The organism is Bacillus sp. OV166 (assembly GCF_900177675.1).
Lineage (GTDB): Bacteria > Bacillota > Bacilli > Bacillales > Cytobacillaceae > Neobacillus.
The window spans coordinates 367860-383470 of sequence record NZ_FXWM01000002.1 but is presented as its reverse complement, the minus strand read 5'-3'; the positions used below and the strand labels follow the sequence as shown (position 1 = coordinate 383470).

General features: G+C 38.0%; 18 protein-coding genes and 2 pseudogenes. 8 read left to right on the top strand and 12 right to left on the bottom strand.

What is annotated here, in order from left to right; translation table 11 throughout:
- Positions 1–29: 29 nt before the first annotated feature.
- From CCK98_RS33645 to CCK98_RS33635, 3 genes are read right to left on the bottom strand one after another with little or no spacing between them, the layout of a single operon-like run.
- The gene (locus tag CCK98_RS33645) at positions 30–1094 is read right to left on the bottom strand and encodes a Ger(x)C family spore germination protein (protein WP_088090910.1); all 1065 of its coding nucleotides are present in this window, start codon (positions 1092–1094) and stop codon (positions 30–32) included.
- Complete coding sequence (locus tag CCK98_RS33640) at positions 1091–2179, bottom strand: GerAB/ArcD/ProY family transporter (RefSeq protein WP_088090909.1); 1089 nt, start codon at positions 2177–2179, stop codon at positions 1091–1093. Before CCK98_RS33640 ends, CCK98_RS33645 begins: the two co-directional genes overlap by 4 nt.
- A 17-nt stretch (positions 2180–2196) precedes the next feature.
- Positions 2197–3684, bottom strand: coding sequence for a spore germination protein (locus CCK98_RS33635; protein ID WP_088090908.1), 1488 nt, complete (start codon positions 3682–3684; stop codon positions 2197–2199).
- A 212-nt stretch (positions 3685–3896) separates the two neighbouring features.
- Here CCK98_RS33635 and CCK98_RS36720 point away from each other — a divergent pair, with 212 nt between their 5' ends.
- The 3 genes and pseudogenes from CCK98_RS36720 (at position 3897) to CCK98_RS33625 (ending at position 4886) form a co-directional block, all read left to right on the top strand.
- Positions 3897–4028, top strand: coding sequence for a hypothetical protein (locus CCK98_RS36720; protein ID WP_256942626.1), 132 nt, complete (start codon positions 3897–3899; stop codon positions 4026–4028).
- Positions 3973–4158 (top strand): annotated as a pseudogene (locus tag CCK98_RS36715) (multidrug ABC transporter permease); the annotation flags it as partial. The gene CCK98_RS36720 and the pseudogene CCK98_RS36715, both read left to right, overlap by 56 nt.
- A gap of 22 nt (positions 4159–4180) precedes the next feature.
- Positions 4181–4886, top strand: a pseudogene (locus tag CCK98_RS33625) (response regulator transcription factor).
- A gap of 380 nt (positions 4887–5266) precedes the next feature.
- On the opposite strand, the gene CCK98_RS35045 reads toward CCK98_RS33625, so the two are convergent.
- Positions 5267–5503 (bottom strand): hypothetical protein, encoded by a 237-nt coding sequence (locus CCK98_RS35045; protein WP_142292257.1) that lies wholly within the window; start codon positions 5501–5503, stop codon positions 5267–5269.
- Between the two features lie 1052 nt (positions 5504–6555).
- On the opposite strand from CCK98_RS35045, the gene CCK98_RS33620 reads away from it, so the two are divergent.
- The gene (locus tag CCK98_RS33620) at positions 6556–6762 is read left to right on the top strand and encodes a hypothetical protein (protein WP_088090907.1); all 207 of its coding nucleotides are present in this window, start codon (positions 6556–6558) and stop codon (positions 6760–6762) included.
- Positions 6763–6911: 149 nt separating this feature from the next.
- Here the strand turns inward: CCK98_RS33620 and CCK98_RS35905 are convergent, their stop codons facing one another.
- The 3 genes from CCK98_RS35905 to CCK98_RS33610 form a co-directional block, all read right to left on the bottom strand.
- Positions 6912–7073: a hypothetical protein gene (locus tag CCK98_RS35905; RefSeq protein WP_179196076.1), complete on the bottom strand. Its 162-nt coding sequence runs from the start codon at positions 7071–7073 to the stop codon at positions 6912–6914.
- An 80-nt stretch (positions 7074–7153) separates the two neighbouring features.
- Positions 7154–7246: a YjcZ family sporulation protein gene (locus CCK98_RS33615; RefSeq protein WP_256942625.1), complete on the bottom strand. Its 93-nt coding sequence runs from the start codon at positions 7244–7246 to the stop codon at positions 7154–7156.
- 50 nt (positions 7247–7296) lie between these two features.
- Positions 7297–7392: a YjcZ family sporulation protein gene (locus CCK98_RS33610; protein ID WP_088090905.1), complete on the bottom strand. Its 96-nt coding sequence runs from the start codon at positions 7390–7392 to the stop codon at positions 7297–7299.
- Between the two features lie 692 nt (positions 7393–8084).
- Here CCK98_RS33610 and CCK98_RS33605 point away from each other — a divergent pair.
- Entirely contained in the window at positions 8085–9446 is a 1362-nt protein-coding gene (locus tag CCK98_RS33605; protein WP_088090904.1) for an IS1182 family transposase, read from the top strand.
- 153 nt (positions 9447–9599) lie between these two features.
- Here the strand turns inward: CCK98_RS33605 and CCK98_RS33600 are convergent, their stop codons facing one another.
- The 5 genes from CCK98_RS33600 to CCK98_RS33580 all read right to left on the bottom strand — a co-directional run bounded on the left by CCK98_RS33600 (position 9600) and on the right by CCK98_RS33580 (position 14332).
- A complete protein-coding gene (locus CCK98_RS33600) occupies positions 9600–9746 on the bottom strand; it encodes a YjcZ family sporulation protein (protein ID WP_088090903.1) in 147 nt (48 codons plus the stop codon).
- 329 nt (positions 9747–10075) lie between these two features.
- Positions 10076–12631: an ATP-binding protein gene (locus CCK98_RS33595; protein WP_088090902.1), complete on the bottom strand. Its 2556-nt coding sequence runs from the start codon at positions 12629–12631 to the stop codon at positions 10076–10078.
- A 122-nt stretch (positions 12632–12753) separates the two neighbouring features.
- Positions 12754–13434, bottom strand: a complete 681-nt coding sequence (locus CCK98_RS33590) for a M23 family metallopeptidase (protein ID WP_088090901.1) — start codon at positions 13432–13434, stop codon at positions 12754–12756.
- A gap of 128 nt (positions 13435–13562) precedes the next feature.
- On the bottom strand, positions 13563–13934 hold the full coding sequence (locus tag CCK98_RS33585) for a glycosyltransferase (protein WP_256942624.1): 372 nt from the start codon (positions 13932–13934) through the stop codon (positions 13563–13565).
- A 107-nt stretch (positions 13935–14041) separates the two neighbouring features.
- Positions 14042–14332, bottom strand: a complete 291-nt coding sequence (locus CCK98_RS33580) for a hypothetical protein (protein WP_088090900.1) — start codon at positions 14330–14332, stop codon at positions 14042–14044.
- 219 nt (positions 14333–14551) lie between these two features.
- Here CCK98_RS33580 and CCK98_RS33575 point away from each other — a divergent pair, with 219 nt between their 5' ends.
- The 3 genes from CCK98_RS33575 to CCK98_RS33570 are packed head-to-tail and all read left to right on the top strand — an operon-like array spanning position 14552 to position 15175.
- The gene (locus CCK98_RS33575; RefSeq protein ID WP_088090899.1) at positions 14552–14779 is read left to right on the top strand and encodes a helix-turn-helix transcriptional regulator; all 228 of its coding nucleotides are present in this window, start codon (positions 14552–14554) and stop codon (positions 14777–14779) included.
- 12 nt (positions 14780–14791) lie between these two features.
- Positions 14792–14968: a hypothetical protein gene (locus tag CCK98_RS35900; protein WP_179196075.1), complete on the top strand. Its 177-nt coding sequence runs from the start codon at positions 14792–14794 to the stop codon at positions 14966–14968.
- A gap of 12 nt (positions 14969–14980) precedes the next feature.
- Positions 14981–15175 carry a hypothetical protein gene (locus tag CCK98_RS33570; RefSeq protein WP_088090898.1) on the top strand — a complete coding sequence of 65 codons (195 nt, stop codon included), beginning with the start codon at positions 14981–14983 and terminating at the stop codon, positions 15173–15175.
- Positions 15176–15611: the final 436 nt, after the last annotated feature.

Genomic DNA, 15611 nt, shown 5'->3' with positions numbered 1-15611 from the left:
TTTCTAAAATGGTTAAGTGAATATCAAAATTATTCTATGACCCCAGATTCCGTAATGGCTACATCTGCATGGACATTTACTTTTAGATTTTGATAGTCAGTTGCCCACTGTTTAAAATTGAATTGCCTAGTGTTGCTTTTTACAAAATGCCCATATCCTACTGGATCAATATTTTTTTCCTGAAACCCTTTTGTTAATTTTTTACATTCAACTTCAATTTTCTTTTGTAGTTTCTTTTCGATTTCTTTAATTTCCTTTGGTGTAGCACGGTTGCCGGAGTATTCATTTAAGATAGCTTTAATCTTAAGCTGCACATTTACTGTAACGGGATCTCTGGATGCAAGCCGCATTTTGTATTTTGAACTGATGCTTTCAATGGCTGCCAAATCTTTGCCCATGTTCACCTTTAAGGTTCCTTGACTATATTTGTCAACCAGCAGCTTGAAATAGAACATTTTCTCAGCTGGAATGGTTTCCACGACTTTTCCATACCGAAAAAAGCTGATTCCGCTTATTTCAATCTGATCCTTTCCAATTTTTCTTAACTGCGGGAGATAAGGTGTTTTCCCCAATTGATTAAAATCAAATAAAAAACGCTGAAGGTTTGTTTTGGGCACATCTTTTGTTTTCATATTATGGCGAATGAGATTGGATAAATAAACGGCATTTCCTCTTTTTCCAAACTGACCTTCAACAAAATCCTTTGCTTCACCCTCTGTTACAGCGAGGTAAAGGCCGGCACCTACGCTGGGATCCCGTTGAAACGAATCAATGAGGTCTAAAATTCCTTTTTTTCTCGCAAGCCGTTCACCAAAAAGGACTACTTTAAGACTTCCTGTCACGATCGGATCTGAAGATTGACGCTGCACATCTCTTAAAAAATCCCTGCTTAACATAGAAGAGGCCGTAAAGGTTTTATTTTCAACGGCTTTATCTGGCAAATAGATAGGTATTAATGCCGTTCCGCGTATCTTATCACCAACATAATCATAAGCGCTTCCCGTTTCGAGATTAACATCATCTAAGATCTCCTTTTGTACACACCCTACAAGAACTGTGGTTAAAATTAGTAGGGATATCATGATACTTTTCATTTTTTCTTCACCTTCTTCACAATAAGAATCAGAAAAAAGAGTAATGGGATGTACCCGTAGTTAATCAAAAAAGCAATTTTTCCTGTATAGTCGATCAAGGTGTGAATTTGTTGCCGGGTCTTTAAAAAATTAATGGTGATTAACACGACCATTGCTAATATAAGGACCCCATATTTTTGCTTCATGTTGGTCACCCTTTTTACAATGCGGCTGGCACTCCATAGGGCAATACAGAAATTGGGGAGAATGATGATATTCCAATTGGCGATGCCAATGTATTCAAATCTCTCCACAAAAGGCATTTCCACTATTTTCCATATTGTCAACGTTGCCCAGACATTCTTTTGCAGCTGTCCCTCTGAAAAATAGGCAAAGGTTACAATAGTAAGAAACGTATAAAGAAAAGTGGAAAAAAGGACACCCAGATGAGCCCATTTTTTTGATTTTTGTGGTTCTTTAATAAACGGGTAAATAAACAATAGTATCTCATAGCCGAGATAAGTAAGCGACATTTGATAAGATGCCATAACCAGATCCCTAATCGAGTGATCAAAGATTGGAAGTAAATTTCTTAAATCAGCATAAGGGATGGTAAAGAAAAAAGTGAATATTAGATAGGCTGGAAGAACAACTCCAAAGAATGCCACTCCTGTTACGGTTCTAAACCCTCCGAAAATAATATAGATAGCTAAACTACAAAAAGCCAAGGAATACCAAAAAGTACTCATATCCTGAAACATCCACACTTGTACGACCTCAATAAAGGTCCTAAGCACCGAGACACAGATAAGTAAAAAATATAACACAAATGGCAGAGATAGGAGTTTGCCCATTTTCTTTCCAAATACGAAAGTATGAGCTGATACAATATCCCCATTGGCTGTTTCAGCGATTTTGTAAATCATCCATAGAATGATATGGACGCTTAAACCAGCAATAACTACCGATATCCATGCATCATATCCTGCGGTCTGAGCGATAATGCGCTGATAGCCAAGGACACCTATGCCAAGCTGCATAGTGTGGACTAGAAAAAAAACTAAAAAAGGCGATATTTTTGCTTTTTCAGGCACTAATTGTTCCATATCCCAACACCCGCCTCCTATTCATCAATATCTCTTTTTTCCTTTTTTTCATTAAGAGAAAAACGAACAGGATTTTGTGTCCGTAAATAATGTGGCCTTTTGGATTGTTTGCTGAACGGAAGCCTAATAAGCGAATCCTTCAAATCCGTCATTCTAGGTGGATAGATTGGTTCTAAAAAAGGCCTGTTAAGGGAAGTAAGCCTTATTACGTGTGTCATTAACAGACAAAAACAAAAAACGATTCCAAGCAGCCCCCACAATTCTGCAAAAAACAAGAAAGGAAAGCGCAGTAACCGAATGGCGTTGCCCATTTTATAAACAGGTGTCGTAAAAGATGCTAATGCTGCCAGCGCCACGATGATTAGGAGGACGTTACTTGTCAGTCCGGCTTCAACAGAGGCCGTTCCGATAACGATACCGCCCACGATACCAATCGTCTGGCCAACCTTAGTAGGAAGACGCGCTCCCGCTTCCCGAAGCAGTTCAATCGTCAGTTCCAAAAAAAGTGCTTCCAGAATGGGCGGGAGCGGTATTTCCCGGCGGGAGGTAACCAAAGTGTTCATTAAATCCTTTGGTATCAGTTCGTAATGGTAGGATAAGGTCGCTACATATACAGGCGTTATTAAAATAGAAAAGGCAACGGCGAAAAGCCGGATCAGCCGGAAAAAAGAGGATAACATCCAATTTAAGAAATAATCCTCAAAGGAACTGAAGAATTCAACCAGTGTTGTTGGCGCAATCAATGCTTGCGGTGACCCATCAACAAGGATAGCAATTTTCCCTTCTGCCAGAATGGCTGTCACCCTGTCTGGACGCTCCGTATCCAGAAGTTGGGGAAAAGGGGAATTTTTATTATCAGATATGATTTGGACGATATAGGAACTATCCGTAATAGCATCAAATTCGATACCTTTTATCCGTTCCCTAATGGTTTTGACATTGGTGGGATCGGCAATGCCATCAATGTGCAAAACGGATATTTTCGTTTTAGAAAGAGAACCCACTGTAAAATCTTCAATAATAAGTTCTTTCACGGGGAGCCTTTTACGAATGAGGTTGATATTTTGCTCTACTGATTCGACAAAAGCTTCCTTCGGGCCGATTACACTAAATTCAACCTCCGGCGTTGTAATGCCGCGGACAAGCTCTTTTTGGGCGGCCAAAAACGCAAAGTTTTTTTTGTCTGAATCATGTGTTAATAGTACATATCCATTAAACAATTTCTGTTCGATTACGCTTGGATCGTTGCTAATTTGCACGTCAGCTATCGCGATAAGTTTCTTTACATCTTCGATTGTTTCGAAGGGTTTCTCTAGTAAATAAGGAAGGGCATTCTCCTGCAAAATGCTTTCGTCAATTAGCGTAGCAATAAAGGAAAAAGAAAACTGAGTGTTTGTTGGTTGATTGATATAATAAACCTGTTTAAAATCGTTTGAGCGTTTGAGATATTGTTCGAGTGATTCTTTTTCATCTGTTTGTCCCTGTTTTTTTGTAAACCAGCCCATTATCGTTTTCACCGCCGTATTCAGCATTGTATTTATTATTTCCAATGCTGGAAGGATTATGAATTACAATTAGTAGTCAGATGAAAACTCATTTTGAGCACTATGAACCTTAGTTGTTCATATTCAATTCATATATTCTTTGTATAATCATGTTTGTAATAAGGAATGGGATATGTTAATTACCGACAAAGATAGAAAGGATGTAAATTAATATGTCAGAAGTGAAGCAACAAAAAGGCTGGGGTCAATTTATTCAATTGGTGCTACGAACAAAACCATCAAAGCTTTTTAATGAAGGGAAGAACGCCCCTCATTATCGCCCATCGTTTATCAACTGTCATTGATTCTGATCAAATTATCTTTTTCGAAAAAGGAAAAATTACCGGAAGTGGTACACACGAACAACTTCTACAAACTCACTCTTTGTATCGTGAATTTGCCGAGCAACAATTACGATTAATAGAACCTGCGTAATAACTCGGAAGGATGAGGATGAATGACGAAAATAATAATTGTCGATGATGACTGCTATTTTCGAGAACTTGTCCTCCTTTTTTTAAAAAAGGAGGGATTCGAGCTTTATGAGGCTTCTGATGGTATAAAGGCATTGCAATTGATGGAAAAAATAAAGGTAGATTTAGCAATCATTGATATTATGATGCCAAACATGGATGGCTGGGAATTATGTCGAGAGCTTCGGGAGTTCAGTGATATTCCGATCTTAATGTTAACCGCCAAAGGAGAAACAGCGCAAAAGGTGAAGGGGGTTTGATCTCGGGGCGGATGATTATCTTGTTAAACCATTTGACCCGATTGAGTTAGCCGCACGAGTAAAAGCATTATTAAAACGGTATAAAATAACCGTTTCACAAACAATCAATATTGATGAATTTAAGTTAAATCGGAAATCACATGAAATTTCTTTTAAAGGGCGGGAATATACCATTCCGTTGAAGGAATTCGAGCTATTGTTTAAAATGGCAAGTTATCCTGGAAAGACTGTTTCTAGAGAAGAGCTCATTGAAGACATTTGGGGCTATGATTATGAAGGGGACGAAAGAACAGTCGATGTTCATATAAAAAGGTTAAGAGAACGGTTTTCAGAAGGAGAATTCCCTTTTCGTATTAATACGATTTGGGGGTTAGGCTACGTCTTCTTTCTCTTTCCAAAGCCAATACACAATGATATGAGAATTTTTTAGTTCCTCTTTTTTAATTCGTCCACCCGCTTCTAAAATCTGTTTTTTGGAAGCATATTCCCCCGGCTCCACTAGGAAAATATTGATTCCCCGGTAAGGTTTTTGCGTTTTCCAGTTGATCGCATTTGAATTGGTCCATGGCTAACGCCACGGTACAACTCCCTTTTCTAATTTTTCGATGATTTTTTCTGTAATAATTTCATACACGCTTTTTGTCATTTGGTTTATCCTCCTTTGATTGTCTAATTAGATTTTTGAAGTTTGGTTAAAGATTTCTTTTTCCTTTTGACTTGCGAAGCGAGTGAGTTCCCCAAAGGGGGATGATTTTTCCCCTTTTGCAAGTAGAACGAAAAACACGCATAGGTAATGGGTCAAGGGCGCTCTTAGTACAAAAAGTTTTTAGCTGTTGCGAATGCGCCCTTAAGTAAAAAAGTTTTTTGCCCCTTGACCCATTGACTAGCCTTCTTAGCTTCTAGCCGGTAAGGTTCGGGTGTCCTGCCGGCTGAAAGGTTAGAAGGCTTGCGCTGTTTTACGATTCGGAAGGCAAAAGGGAAAAATAAATAACAAAAGCAGCCGAAACGGCTGCTCTCCTTTTGTCTTTTATTCTTTTGATCTTTCAATCTTTTGATTTTCCGGTTTTCGGCTCGTTCGGTATGGCGGTGTAAGCCGTAAAGGGAACAGGAACCTACGGAATGTAGGCATGAGCCGTACAGACCGTAGTTATCGGTCCATTTAATGCCGAAATTAATTATAATGTGGATGATTTTTCCCCTTTTGAAAGTAGAACGAAAAACACGCATAGGCAATGGGTCAAGGGTGCTCTTAGCACAAAAAGTTATTTACTGTTGCGAAAGCGCCCTTAAGGAAAAAAGTTTTTTGCCCCTTGACCGATTGACTAGCCTTCTTAGCTTCTAGCCGGGAAGGTTCGGGTGTCCTACCGGCTGGAAGATTAGAAGGCCTGCGCTGTTTTACGATTCGGAAGGCAAAAGGGAAAAATAAACAATAAAAAGCAGCCGTTTCGGCTGCTCTCCTTTTGTCTTTTATTCTTTCAATCTTTTGATTTTCCGGTTTTCGGCTCGTTCGGTATGGCGGCGTAAGCCGTAAATGGAACAGGAACCTACGGCATGTAGGCGTTAGCCGTACAGACCGTGGTTATCGGTCCATTTAATGCCGAAGCGACACGTACGGAATGATAGAAAGATGCTCTTTCCTTTCTGATCAGTCCGTAGTGCTGCCGCCCGAAGTAGTTCTGTATGATTTTAACCATTTTATCGTACTTATTTCTGAAGAAAGATCGCAGACTTAAGGCTGCATGACTGGAAAAAAACTGAAGGAGGATGTAGGCATATCCAAATTTTTTGTAACATATTCCTCGAACAACAAAAACGAATGTTCCCATAATATATAAAAGTGGGGAATTTTTAATAAATAAATATCGTGAAATGAAGAAATGGAATGGCTTTTTCATGCAGGAAACGATAAAAATGTTAAAGAATCTTTGGCAGGATGATCATAAAACTCCTAGACCACATCTGGATGAAATATGGATGAGTTAGAAAAGAAATAATACTGCTTAATAGCGACAATTATTTTTCAAAATATAAACGATTTTGTGAACTTAAATTAATACCCCTCTTTTTTTGATATGTTGAAGACAGAAAGGAGGGGTATTATGGAAAAAGAAAAAATTCAGCCGCATTGTATGGTGTGCAAGGAACCGTTTCGAAAAGACGATATAGTTCAAACAGACACCATGTTTACACAGATCCAGCACGCGAAATGTTTTATTTACAAGGATGAATTCATCAAAGATACAGGTACATACGAAGAAATAGTATATAAATACCCACGATACAAAAAATCATTTATAGTTAAATAGATACTTGACCAACAAAGAACGTTTGTTCCGCAAAAAAATTAATTCATAGGGTGTTGGCTGAAGTCAGGGGCACTGTAACCTGGCTTCTTTTTTATGGACAAAAAAATAAAGAGCCCGTTGGCCCCTGGTAAACCGTTCAAATCATTTGCTTAAAAGAATCTGCGTCTTCTTCTCGCTCTTTCGATTTCGATTTCAATTTCAATTCGTCTTCTTCTCTCTATTTCAATTTCAATTTCAATGGGGAAAAACCGTCTTCTTCTAAAGCCGTCACGAAAAAACAGGTCTCTTCGACCAAATCCGAAAAATGGCATTTAATTCATCCTCCTTTCATTCCAGAAGTTTATATAACAAAAGGACAGATTTACTCAACCTGCCCTGTGCACTGTGCAATTTAGTAGCACATGAAAGAAGCTCCGATAATGATAAGAAGAATGAACAATACAACGATTAACGCAGTTCCCATTCCACCACCCAAGTGTAACACCTCACACTATGCTTAATTTGACTTTGCTCAAACATTTGGTTTATTAAACATTAGCAAACACTGGAAAGTACGATGATTAACAGAATGAACAATACAACGATTAATACAAAAGTACTGCCGCCGTAACCGCCACATAAGCCCCACAACCACCTATTGGAATATCTGAAGGAAAAAACTTCTTACTATGTATATATTTCGTAAGACAAGGATGGATTGGTCAAACATCATAATGGTTAGGACAAAATATTTGATTTGCTTAAACAATTTCTAAAAATGAAAAGAAACGTCTGCAATACATGCAAACGCCTCTTCGGAGGTCTTTTAAATGTGCAGGAATAACTGGTGGTAGTAATAACATATGTCCTAATAATAAAACGGAGTGGACAAGTGCTGATTTAAAGTAAATAAATAATATTTCCTCAAAATAAGGCTTAACCCCTTGATTATTTCACATGAACTGATGCATAAGCTAGAGTGTAGCCGAAGCCCCATAGCCTTCCATGGCATATACACCTTAATCAGAATAGTCTCAAACACAAGAAAAAGCCCTTGTAGGGCTTTCAGACTGTCGACAAATCCGAAAAACTTGGGTTTGCCGGCAGTCTTTTTTATGTCTTTGTTAAATTGTTTGTTGATTTGCGCTCCAGGCGCTTCGCTTTCCGCGGGCGTAGCGGGGAGCCTCCTCGGCGCTTAAGCGCCTGCGGGGTCTCCCCTGCTCCGTACTCCCGCAGGAGTCTTCGCGCCTTCCGCTCCAATCAACAAGTTTTAAAATCAATAATGACCTTTAAATCAGTCCTTTGTATAATTAAGATACAGACATATAGATGAGGTGGATGAAATGCTAACTAAAAATACACAGATGAATCGTGATCAAATAGAAATGATAGCTTTAGAACAAGTTGTACCCGCGAACCACTTGGTTCGTAAGATAGAAGCTGCTATTGATTTTTCATTTATCTATTCACTTGTTCAAGATATGTACTCATCTGAACGGGGACGTCCGAGTATTGACCCTGTGGTATTGATAAAGATGGCTTTCATTCAATATACCTTCGGTATTCGCTCTATGCGTCAAACCATTGCAGAAATCGAAACGAATATGGCATATCGTTGGTTTCTCGGCTTTGGTTTTTATGATAAGGTACCTTACTTTTCAACGTTTGGTAAAAACTACGAGCGACGCTTTAAGGATACTGATTTATTTGAACAGATATTCTATCGTATTTTAAAGGAAGCCTCAGAAAAGAAATTGATTAGTAGCGAGCACGTATTTATTGATTCTACACATGTTAAAGCTAGTGCAAATAAGCGTAAATTTGAAAAGAAAGTAGTTCGAAAGGAATCGAAGGTTTATGAAACACGTCTACAAGAAGAGATTAATAAAGACCGGGATGATCACGGAAAAAAGCCATTTCCTCCAGATAAATTTGAAAAAGAAGAATTAAAGGAAATTAAAGAAAGTACCACTGACCCAGAAAGTGGTTATTACGTAAAGGATGAGCGAACGAAACAGTTCGCATATTCATTTCATGCGGCTTCGGATCGAAATGGTTTTGTTTTGGGTGCAATTGTAACCCCGGGGAATATCCATGATAGCGTCATTTTCGAGCCACTACTTGAGAAGGTCATTGAAAAACACGGGAAACCTGAAGCTGTTGCTGCTGATGCTGGATACAAAACACCTGCTATTGCTCAATTCGTAATTGAAAATGATATGACTCCTGCATTACCATATACACGACCTCGTACGAAGGACGGTTATATGAAAAAACATGAGTATATTTATGATGAATACTACGATTGTTATATCTGTCCGCAAGGACAAATACTGAAATATGCAACGACGACGAAGAATGGAAAGCGTCAATACTTCTCTAATCCGTTTGAGTGCCAAAATTGTCCTTTACTTTCAGAATGCACGCAGAGTAAAGAACATAAAAAATTGATTGAGCGACATGTTTGGGAACATTACATAGAAGAAGCCGATCATCTTCGTCACACACAAGAAAATAAAAGCATTTACGCAAGACGTAAAGAAACGATTGAACGGGTCTTTGCGGATGCTAAGGAAAAGCATGGTATGCGTTGGACAACCTTAAGAGGCTTAAAAAAATTGTCCATGCAAGCGATGCTTACTTTTGCTGCCATGAACTTGAAAAAGATGGCCAGCTGGACGTGGAAAGGTCCAGAATTGGCGTAATAATAGTCAAAGGTAGGTCTAAATTTTGCTCTTATGAGCAAAAATCCAATAAAAAGGCATCCGAATGGGCTCATTCGAATGCCTTTTGTCTACAATCTGAAAGCCCTTGTAGGGCTTTTTTGTATTTCTAAGATAAGCGTAATTGTTTTTTTCTTAAAAACAGATAACAGCTCCAACGATGATTAACAAGATAAACAATACAACGATTAAAGCAAAACCGCCAACACCGCAGCCGACACCACCGCCGTAGCCATAGCCACCGCAACCACCAAATCCGCCGTATCCACCAAATCCATCCATTTTATAGCCTCCTTTAAACTTATTCCTTACAAAATATGTTGGGAAATTATGGATGGAAGTGCTTTTTCATTAGAATTTTGTGGGGACAAACCCATAACTTATTACAAAGTCTGCGTTATGTCTCAAATCGCTCTGAAAATAAAAAAAGCACCACTCTGGATGCTGTTCTGATGTAGTTCAGAAATAGTTCCGAACTGTCATATAAAAGTAAAACCCCTCGACCTATTAAGGCCGAAGGGTATAGTATGCCTCACCGCTGTTGTGGCTGTTGCCTACAAGCAGCATATGCACGGGTCCAGCTATAAATGCAGGTCCTACGACGGTTTTCATTAATTTCTTTCTTTTTTTCTGTAATTAACTTCTTCTTGATCAATTATCTCCTGAATTTCTTCATAATGCCTTCCAAACATTCTAGAGTGCCGCTTAGTTAAGAATGAATTGTCATAAGGTTTATATCGTTCGTAAGATGGCTTTAACATCCTTACTAAAAAGGCTGGCTTACGTTCTCCACCAAAGTTCAAAATACAAATAGCGTGCCGTGTTGTTTTGGTGTTCGGGATATTTAAAGCTGTTTCAATAGTTATTGGCTGTAGCTGTGTTTCCAGCCTTTTAAAGGTGTTCTCGTTGTCGTTTTTGAATAGCAGCCAATTAACACCGCCGGATATTAAATCCTCTGAAATCTCCTTTAATTGCCCCAAGTGGTGACACGCAAAGATGCTTCCTAACCGTTCTTTACGTCCTTGAACAGCAATCCTAGACAATAACTTAGCAAGACCGGGATTATCGGATAAATATGTTTGAGGCTCGTTAAAGACAATAAAAGCCCCGTTCTCTTGATCATCTACTGTCATTAACATTCTTGTCATTAGCACTTTAAGTGTTATCCAATGTACTAAGGTTCTTACCGCCACGGTAGATAAGATTCTATCCGGCACCCTAAAGATAATTACTTTCCCTTCCCTCATCCATTGTTCCAGGTTCATTTCGTTTTTAGGAGGTTGAGCAAATATTTCAAATAGCGTGGAATCCCCCATAAACTCATCTAATCGGTTATAGATTGCACTTGCTTTCCCATCTATGGACTTTTGCCCGTCTTTAGTACACTTCATATCTGATGAAGTAATTTCGCCTTTGCCGTTCCTCTTCTCCACTAGTTCGTATTCGCTGATATATTTTTCAATCTCTTCCGCTACCCTATTTTTGTTTTCATCCCGCAGCCTTTTAGCTGTTTCTACTCGAAATGATTCATTTTCAAGCAATCGCTTGATGTTGTATAGGCTGCCATTAGAAGCTTGAGCAAAAGCCCTTAATATCTTCCTGCTTTGCCCCATTGATTCCAAATCACCGAAGAAATCAATCAATTCATTTGCGAACCTATCTGCACCTTTTCTTCCTAACTTCTCCATTACTTCAGTTAGATCCAGTGGAGGCAAGTAATTATCATCAGACAAATCAATATCAATAATCTTTTCAGGAGGCAGACAGTCCCTTATACCATTTGCCATACCTTGCAATCCTTCTTTGTTTACCTGGTCAATGACAACAAAGCTTATATTGTGCTTTAACGAGGCTTCAGTAACAAAATTTTGAATCATGGTATCTTTGCCGCAACCCATTCCACCCATTGCTACATAGCCTTTGTAGGTTTCATCCGGATTTCCTAAAGGAATACCAATAGGAATATCATTACCTTTGAATTCTGCGTGGCCAATTAAAATGCTGCTGCTTTTGGATTCGTGCTTTTTCAATGGTTCATCTTTGAACGTAATGTTATTGCTGCCGATATTAATCACAATATCACCTATTCGCACACCAGCTTTCTCTTCCTTATGAACGAAAATAGAGGATATATCTGTCTCCACCTTCTTATTAACGCATAATTCATTTTCATACCGTTGTTGAATCGTAGATGTAGGCATTTGAATAGCGACTTTTGCAATCTCATCACAAGATAGTAAGGATACATCCCCTTCCGTCATAGTTGTTTTTGATAAATGAAGAGTATTCATTTCATTAATCATTTCCCGCTTCCTAACTTTCAAGCGAATCTTATAGGGTAATAACTCATTATCTCCAGATATTTCAGCAAAGGCACTGCTGATTGTATTGGCGACTAAATCCGCCCGGAGCTTATTTTCAGTTACGGTAGCTACACGGATATGTGTTTTCCAAACAGGTTGATTGAGCTTTTCCTGTGTCTTTTGGGTAACCTTACTAGAATGCAGCTCCTCAATTAAAGCGTGCTTACGATCAATAACCTTCTTCTTCTCAAATCCTTTATCACTCTTGAAGAATGTGTTTGATATGGCATTCATAATGTCGTTAACAACGTCATACACTTCATTTGCAAAGGTGGATATACCTGTTTTAAGAGCCTTCTGTACCTTGCTAGGGGTTATTCTTGCTCTTACGGGTATTATCCCCTTTTGTAGTTTTTCGTTAGCCCACTGTCCGTTATGTGCCCATTTCTTACGGTCAAATGTTTCCGCACAAACAGAAAGACGGGCAAAGTCGCCATCCATTGAAATGTCATCAAGTGCCGTCAATATGGAAGCAATAGGTGTAGTTTGTTCTGAAGCTTTGACACCAAGTGAAAATATATCATGCCTGGAAAGTCTGATTTCTTGGAGTACGATTTCATTCGTATCGGGGATTTTCAGTGCATTAGTTTCAACCTCTTCTACAGTGACCTTCATATAATTTTCAAGGATTTCACGGAATTTCTTTGCCCATATTTCTGATGTGCTTACATAAAACTCAATCCGTTTCTCGTTTCCATCCTGCTTGAATACCACATCGAACCAAATACTGTCCTTTTCACGATACGTTAATTTAAAACCTTTCTTACTTAGCCGAGAAGGAACATTGTCATAGATTTCATACATCTTATGAAGAATCCTCCACATCTTGGTATTGCTGTTATTCGTGACTGAAATATGAGGGATAATGCGATAAGTGATCATTTTGTTCCTCTGATATGCAAAGTAATCGGATAACTTGATTGACCTTATTTTGCGAGTAGAATCCACGAAATCACCCCCATCATAGCAAATCCCCACCGAGTGATATATTTCGGAAAATTACCTGTAAACATTATGGCTATTCCAGCTAATATCGTTATTCCAGTGCCTATCTCTGGCATTAAATCCGTTAGAGTATTGCCAAGGGATATTAACCAGTCCTGTAAGGTTTCTTGTGCTGGTTTGACGACCATATTCATTTCGGAACCAATGAATTTATCAGCAAACTTATTGTACTTATCTAATAAAACACCGCCTATATCACCGAAATGAAAGTCATTACCTGACATATTCGAAACATTCTCCGCAACAGGTGTGGGATCCATCCAATGACCTGCAACATCCTTTATACCATAATGCAAATGTGCAGCTGTTGAGTGTCCTGTGTTCCCTGAAAAACCGATTGATTCCCCAGACGTTAAATGTTCCCCTGCCTTCACCTTAATCTTTGACATATGGCCGCAGATAGACAATGTGCCGTCATCGTTTCGGATAAATACGCCCTTTCCTAGATTATTGTTTCCAAAATCGACTACCCTTTCAACAACTCCATCCATTACGCTTCTTAATTCAGTACCTTCAGGAATAGCCAAATCAATTCCGTGGTGTGGGATCATATTTCGAACCTCTGAAAGCTCACCGTATTCACTTGATAAACGAAATTTCATGCTTATTCCCTCCTTTTTGAAGGAATGCGTTAAAATTCACCGATTTTACTGGTTTGTTCTTGGAGTAAATCCTATAACCCAACAAACAGAGCATAATGATTGTTTTTGTTCCCATCGTTCCCACCTCCTTATAACTTTTTCAAGAAGTCTCTAATATCAATAGCATGTCGGGCTAAAATGTAACCTGCTGAACCACCTATTAGTAATTCAATTGCTTTTGGTCTATGTCCTAACATCCAAGAGACACCAGAGAAAACAAAAACTCCAACTGCAATCCAATCCACAACATTCATAACAGCTTTCCATATGTCACCAAAAGTTTGATCTGTTGATGCTTTAGCTGCTGCTAATGCTGATTTTGGCACCAATAAAAGCATTAATCCGCCGCCAATACTGACTATCTTGGTTAATTTTTTATCTTCTAACATCTTCAATAGTTCATCGGTAGAAAACGTCTCATTGCTAACAAATCGTTTAAAATCAAGTGTTTGCGTTCTCATGCTGTCCACTCCTTGTATATTTTTAAATTAATTGGGGATGATACAATTAAAACCAACAAAAGAAGGTGTTAAGGATGACATTTATTATAGGTGGAGCAATCGGAGCTTTAATTGGCGTTTTGGTCAATATCCTTAGCTAAATATGTGATGTTTTTCTTAGTTGGTTTAATAACCTTCACACTAGACGCTTCTTGCGTCTTTTTTTCTTGTAAAAATTTCTGATTTTCTTCGAGATACTGCACCTTTTTCTTTTGATACTCACGGTCAACAAGAGTGCGAAGAAAGGCACTACTATTCCTCTTCTGACCATTAGGAAGGCTATTGACAAAGCGATATAAATCCCTTTGCTCTGGGTCATCTGTGTTTAAGACAAGAGTAATTTTCTTTAATCCCGGCATCTAAATTTTCTCCTTTCAGAACCACATCAGAAGTAGTTCTTATCTTTCCGACCTACATCTGAAGGAGTTCTTACCCAATGATAAAAGCCTATGCGTTACCGTTTGTCTAAGTTGCATCATCTATGAGAAAAATTTTCAGAGATGAAACCTATGTATAAGCTATGAAAATTTTGTCCATCCTTGAGCTATAAATAACAAGCACTTGGGAGGTTGGAAGTTTTGAAATGGTTTGGCATTGGTAAAGATAGGTCAAAGCTAGGGCGATATATTGACCAGCACGGTATCAGTCAAAAGGAGTTAGAAAAATCAGGAGTTAGCAGAGCTACTATCAGTCGGTTATGTTCAGATGACGAACACCAGCCAACAATAAGCACAGCAAGGAAAATCATAAATTTTCTTAAGAAACTGGATTCAAATGTGAATTATGATGATTTTTTTAATATGTAGGGGTGGGTATCAATGAGCATAGAAGAATTAAATAAAATTATTGCAGTAAAAAAGATGGATTTAGAGGAATGTGAACAAGAACTTAACAATCGTTACTACCCTTCTATAGTTAGAATGGCAATGATGAATTACATATTAATTCTACAAGAACAATTACAAAGGTATAACAATGAACATATTAATTTATAGGAGCTAAGTATAATGATGACTAGAAAAGAAAATTTAGAGGATACTAGTTATGTAACTGAAGAAGAGAGATATAAACGATTAATCCGTCTAATTTCAAGCAGATTGAACAGAGATTTAACAGGAAAAGAAATAAGATACATACACTGGATGGCTAGATTGGATATGGAAACATGTGTGGTATTCGGAAATTTGTTTGAGGATATTTGAAAAGAAAAAGGTGCCGTATAAGGTCCTTTTTTGTTTTCACCTTTGAATCTAGAATCGATATTCACAAAAGCTACAGGAATTAATAAAAGCAACGAAAACGAGCAAAAAACAAAGGGTATCAATAAATAAATGTGATATTTAATGATTTTTTTAGAAATTTTATAGGTTTTTCACAAAAAATATCCTATCTATAAAAGATAGGTTTTTTGTTATTTTTCACCAGGATCCAATTTGAATTGACTACAAAACAACACTTATGTTAATCGGCCGACTCTGACTTTGGGATTTTTCATAAAGTATTTCGTCAATCAATGTAAAAAAACGGAATATTTTATAGGGCACTAACAATCTCGATACCTTAAAACAATTAAAAGGAGAGATAATCTTTGAATTATGATCATTATTTTCCTTCTTAACACCATTCAATTATGTTGGG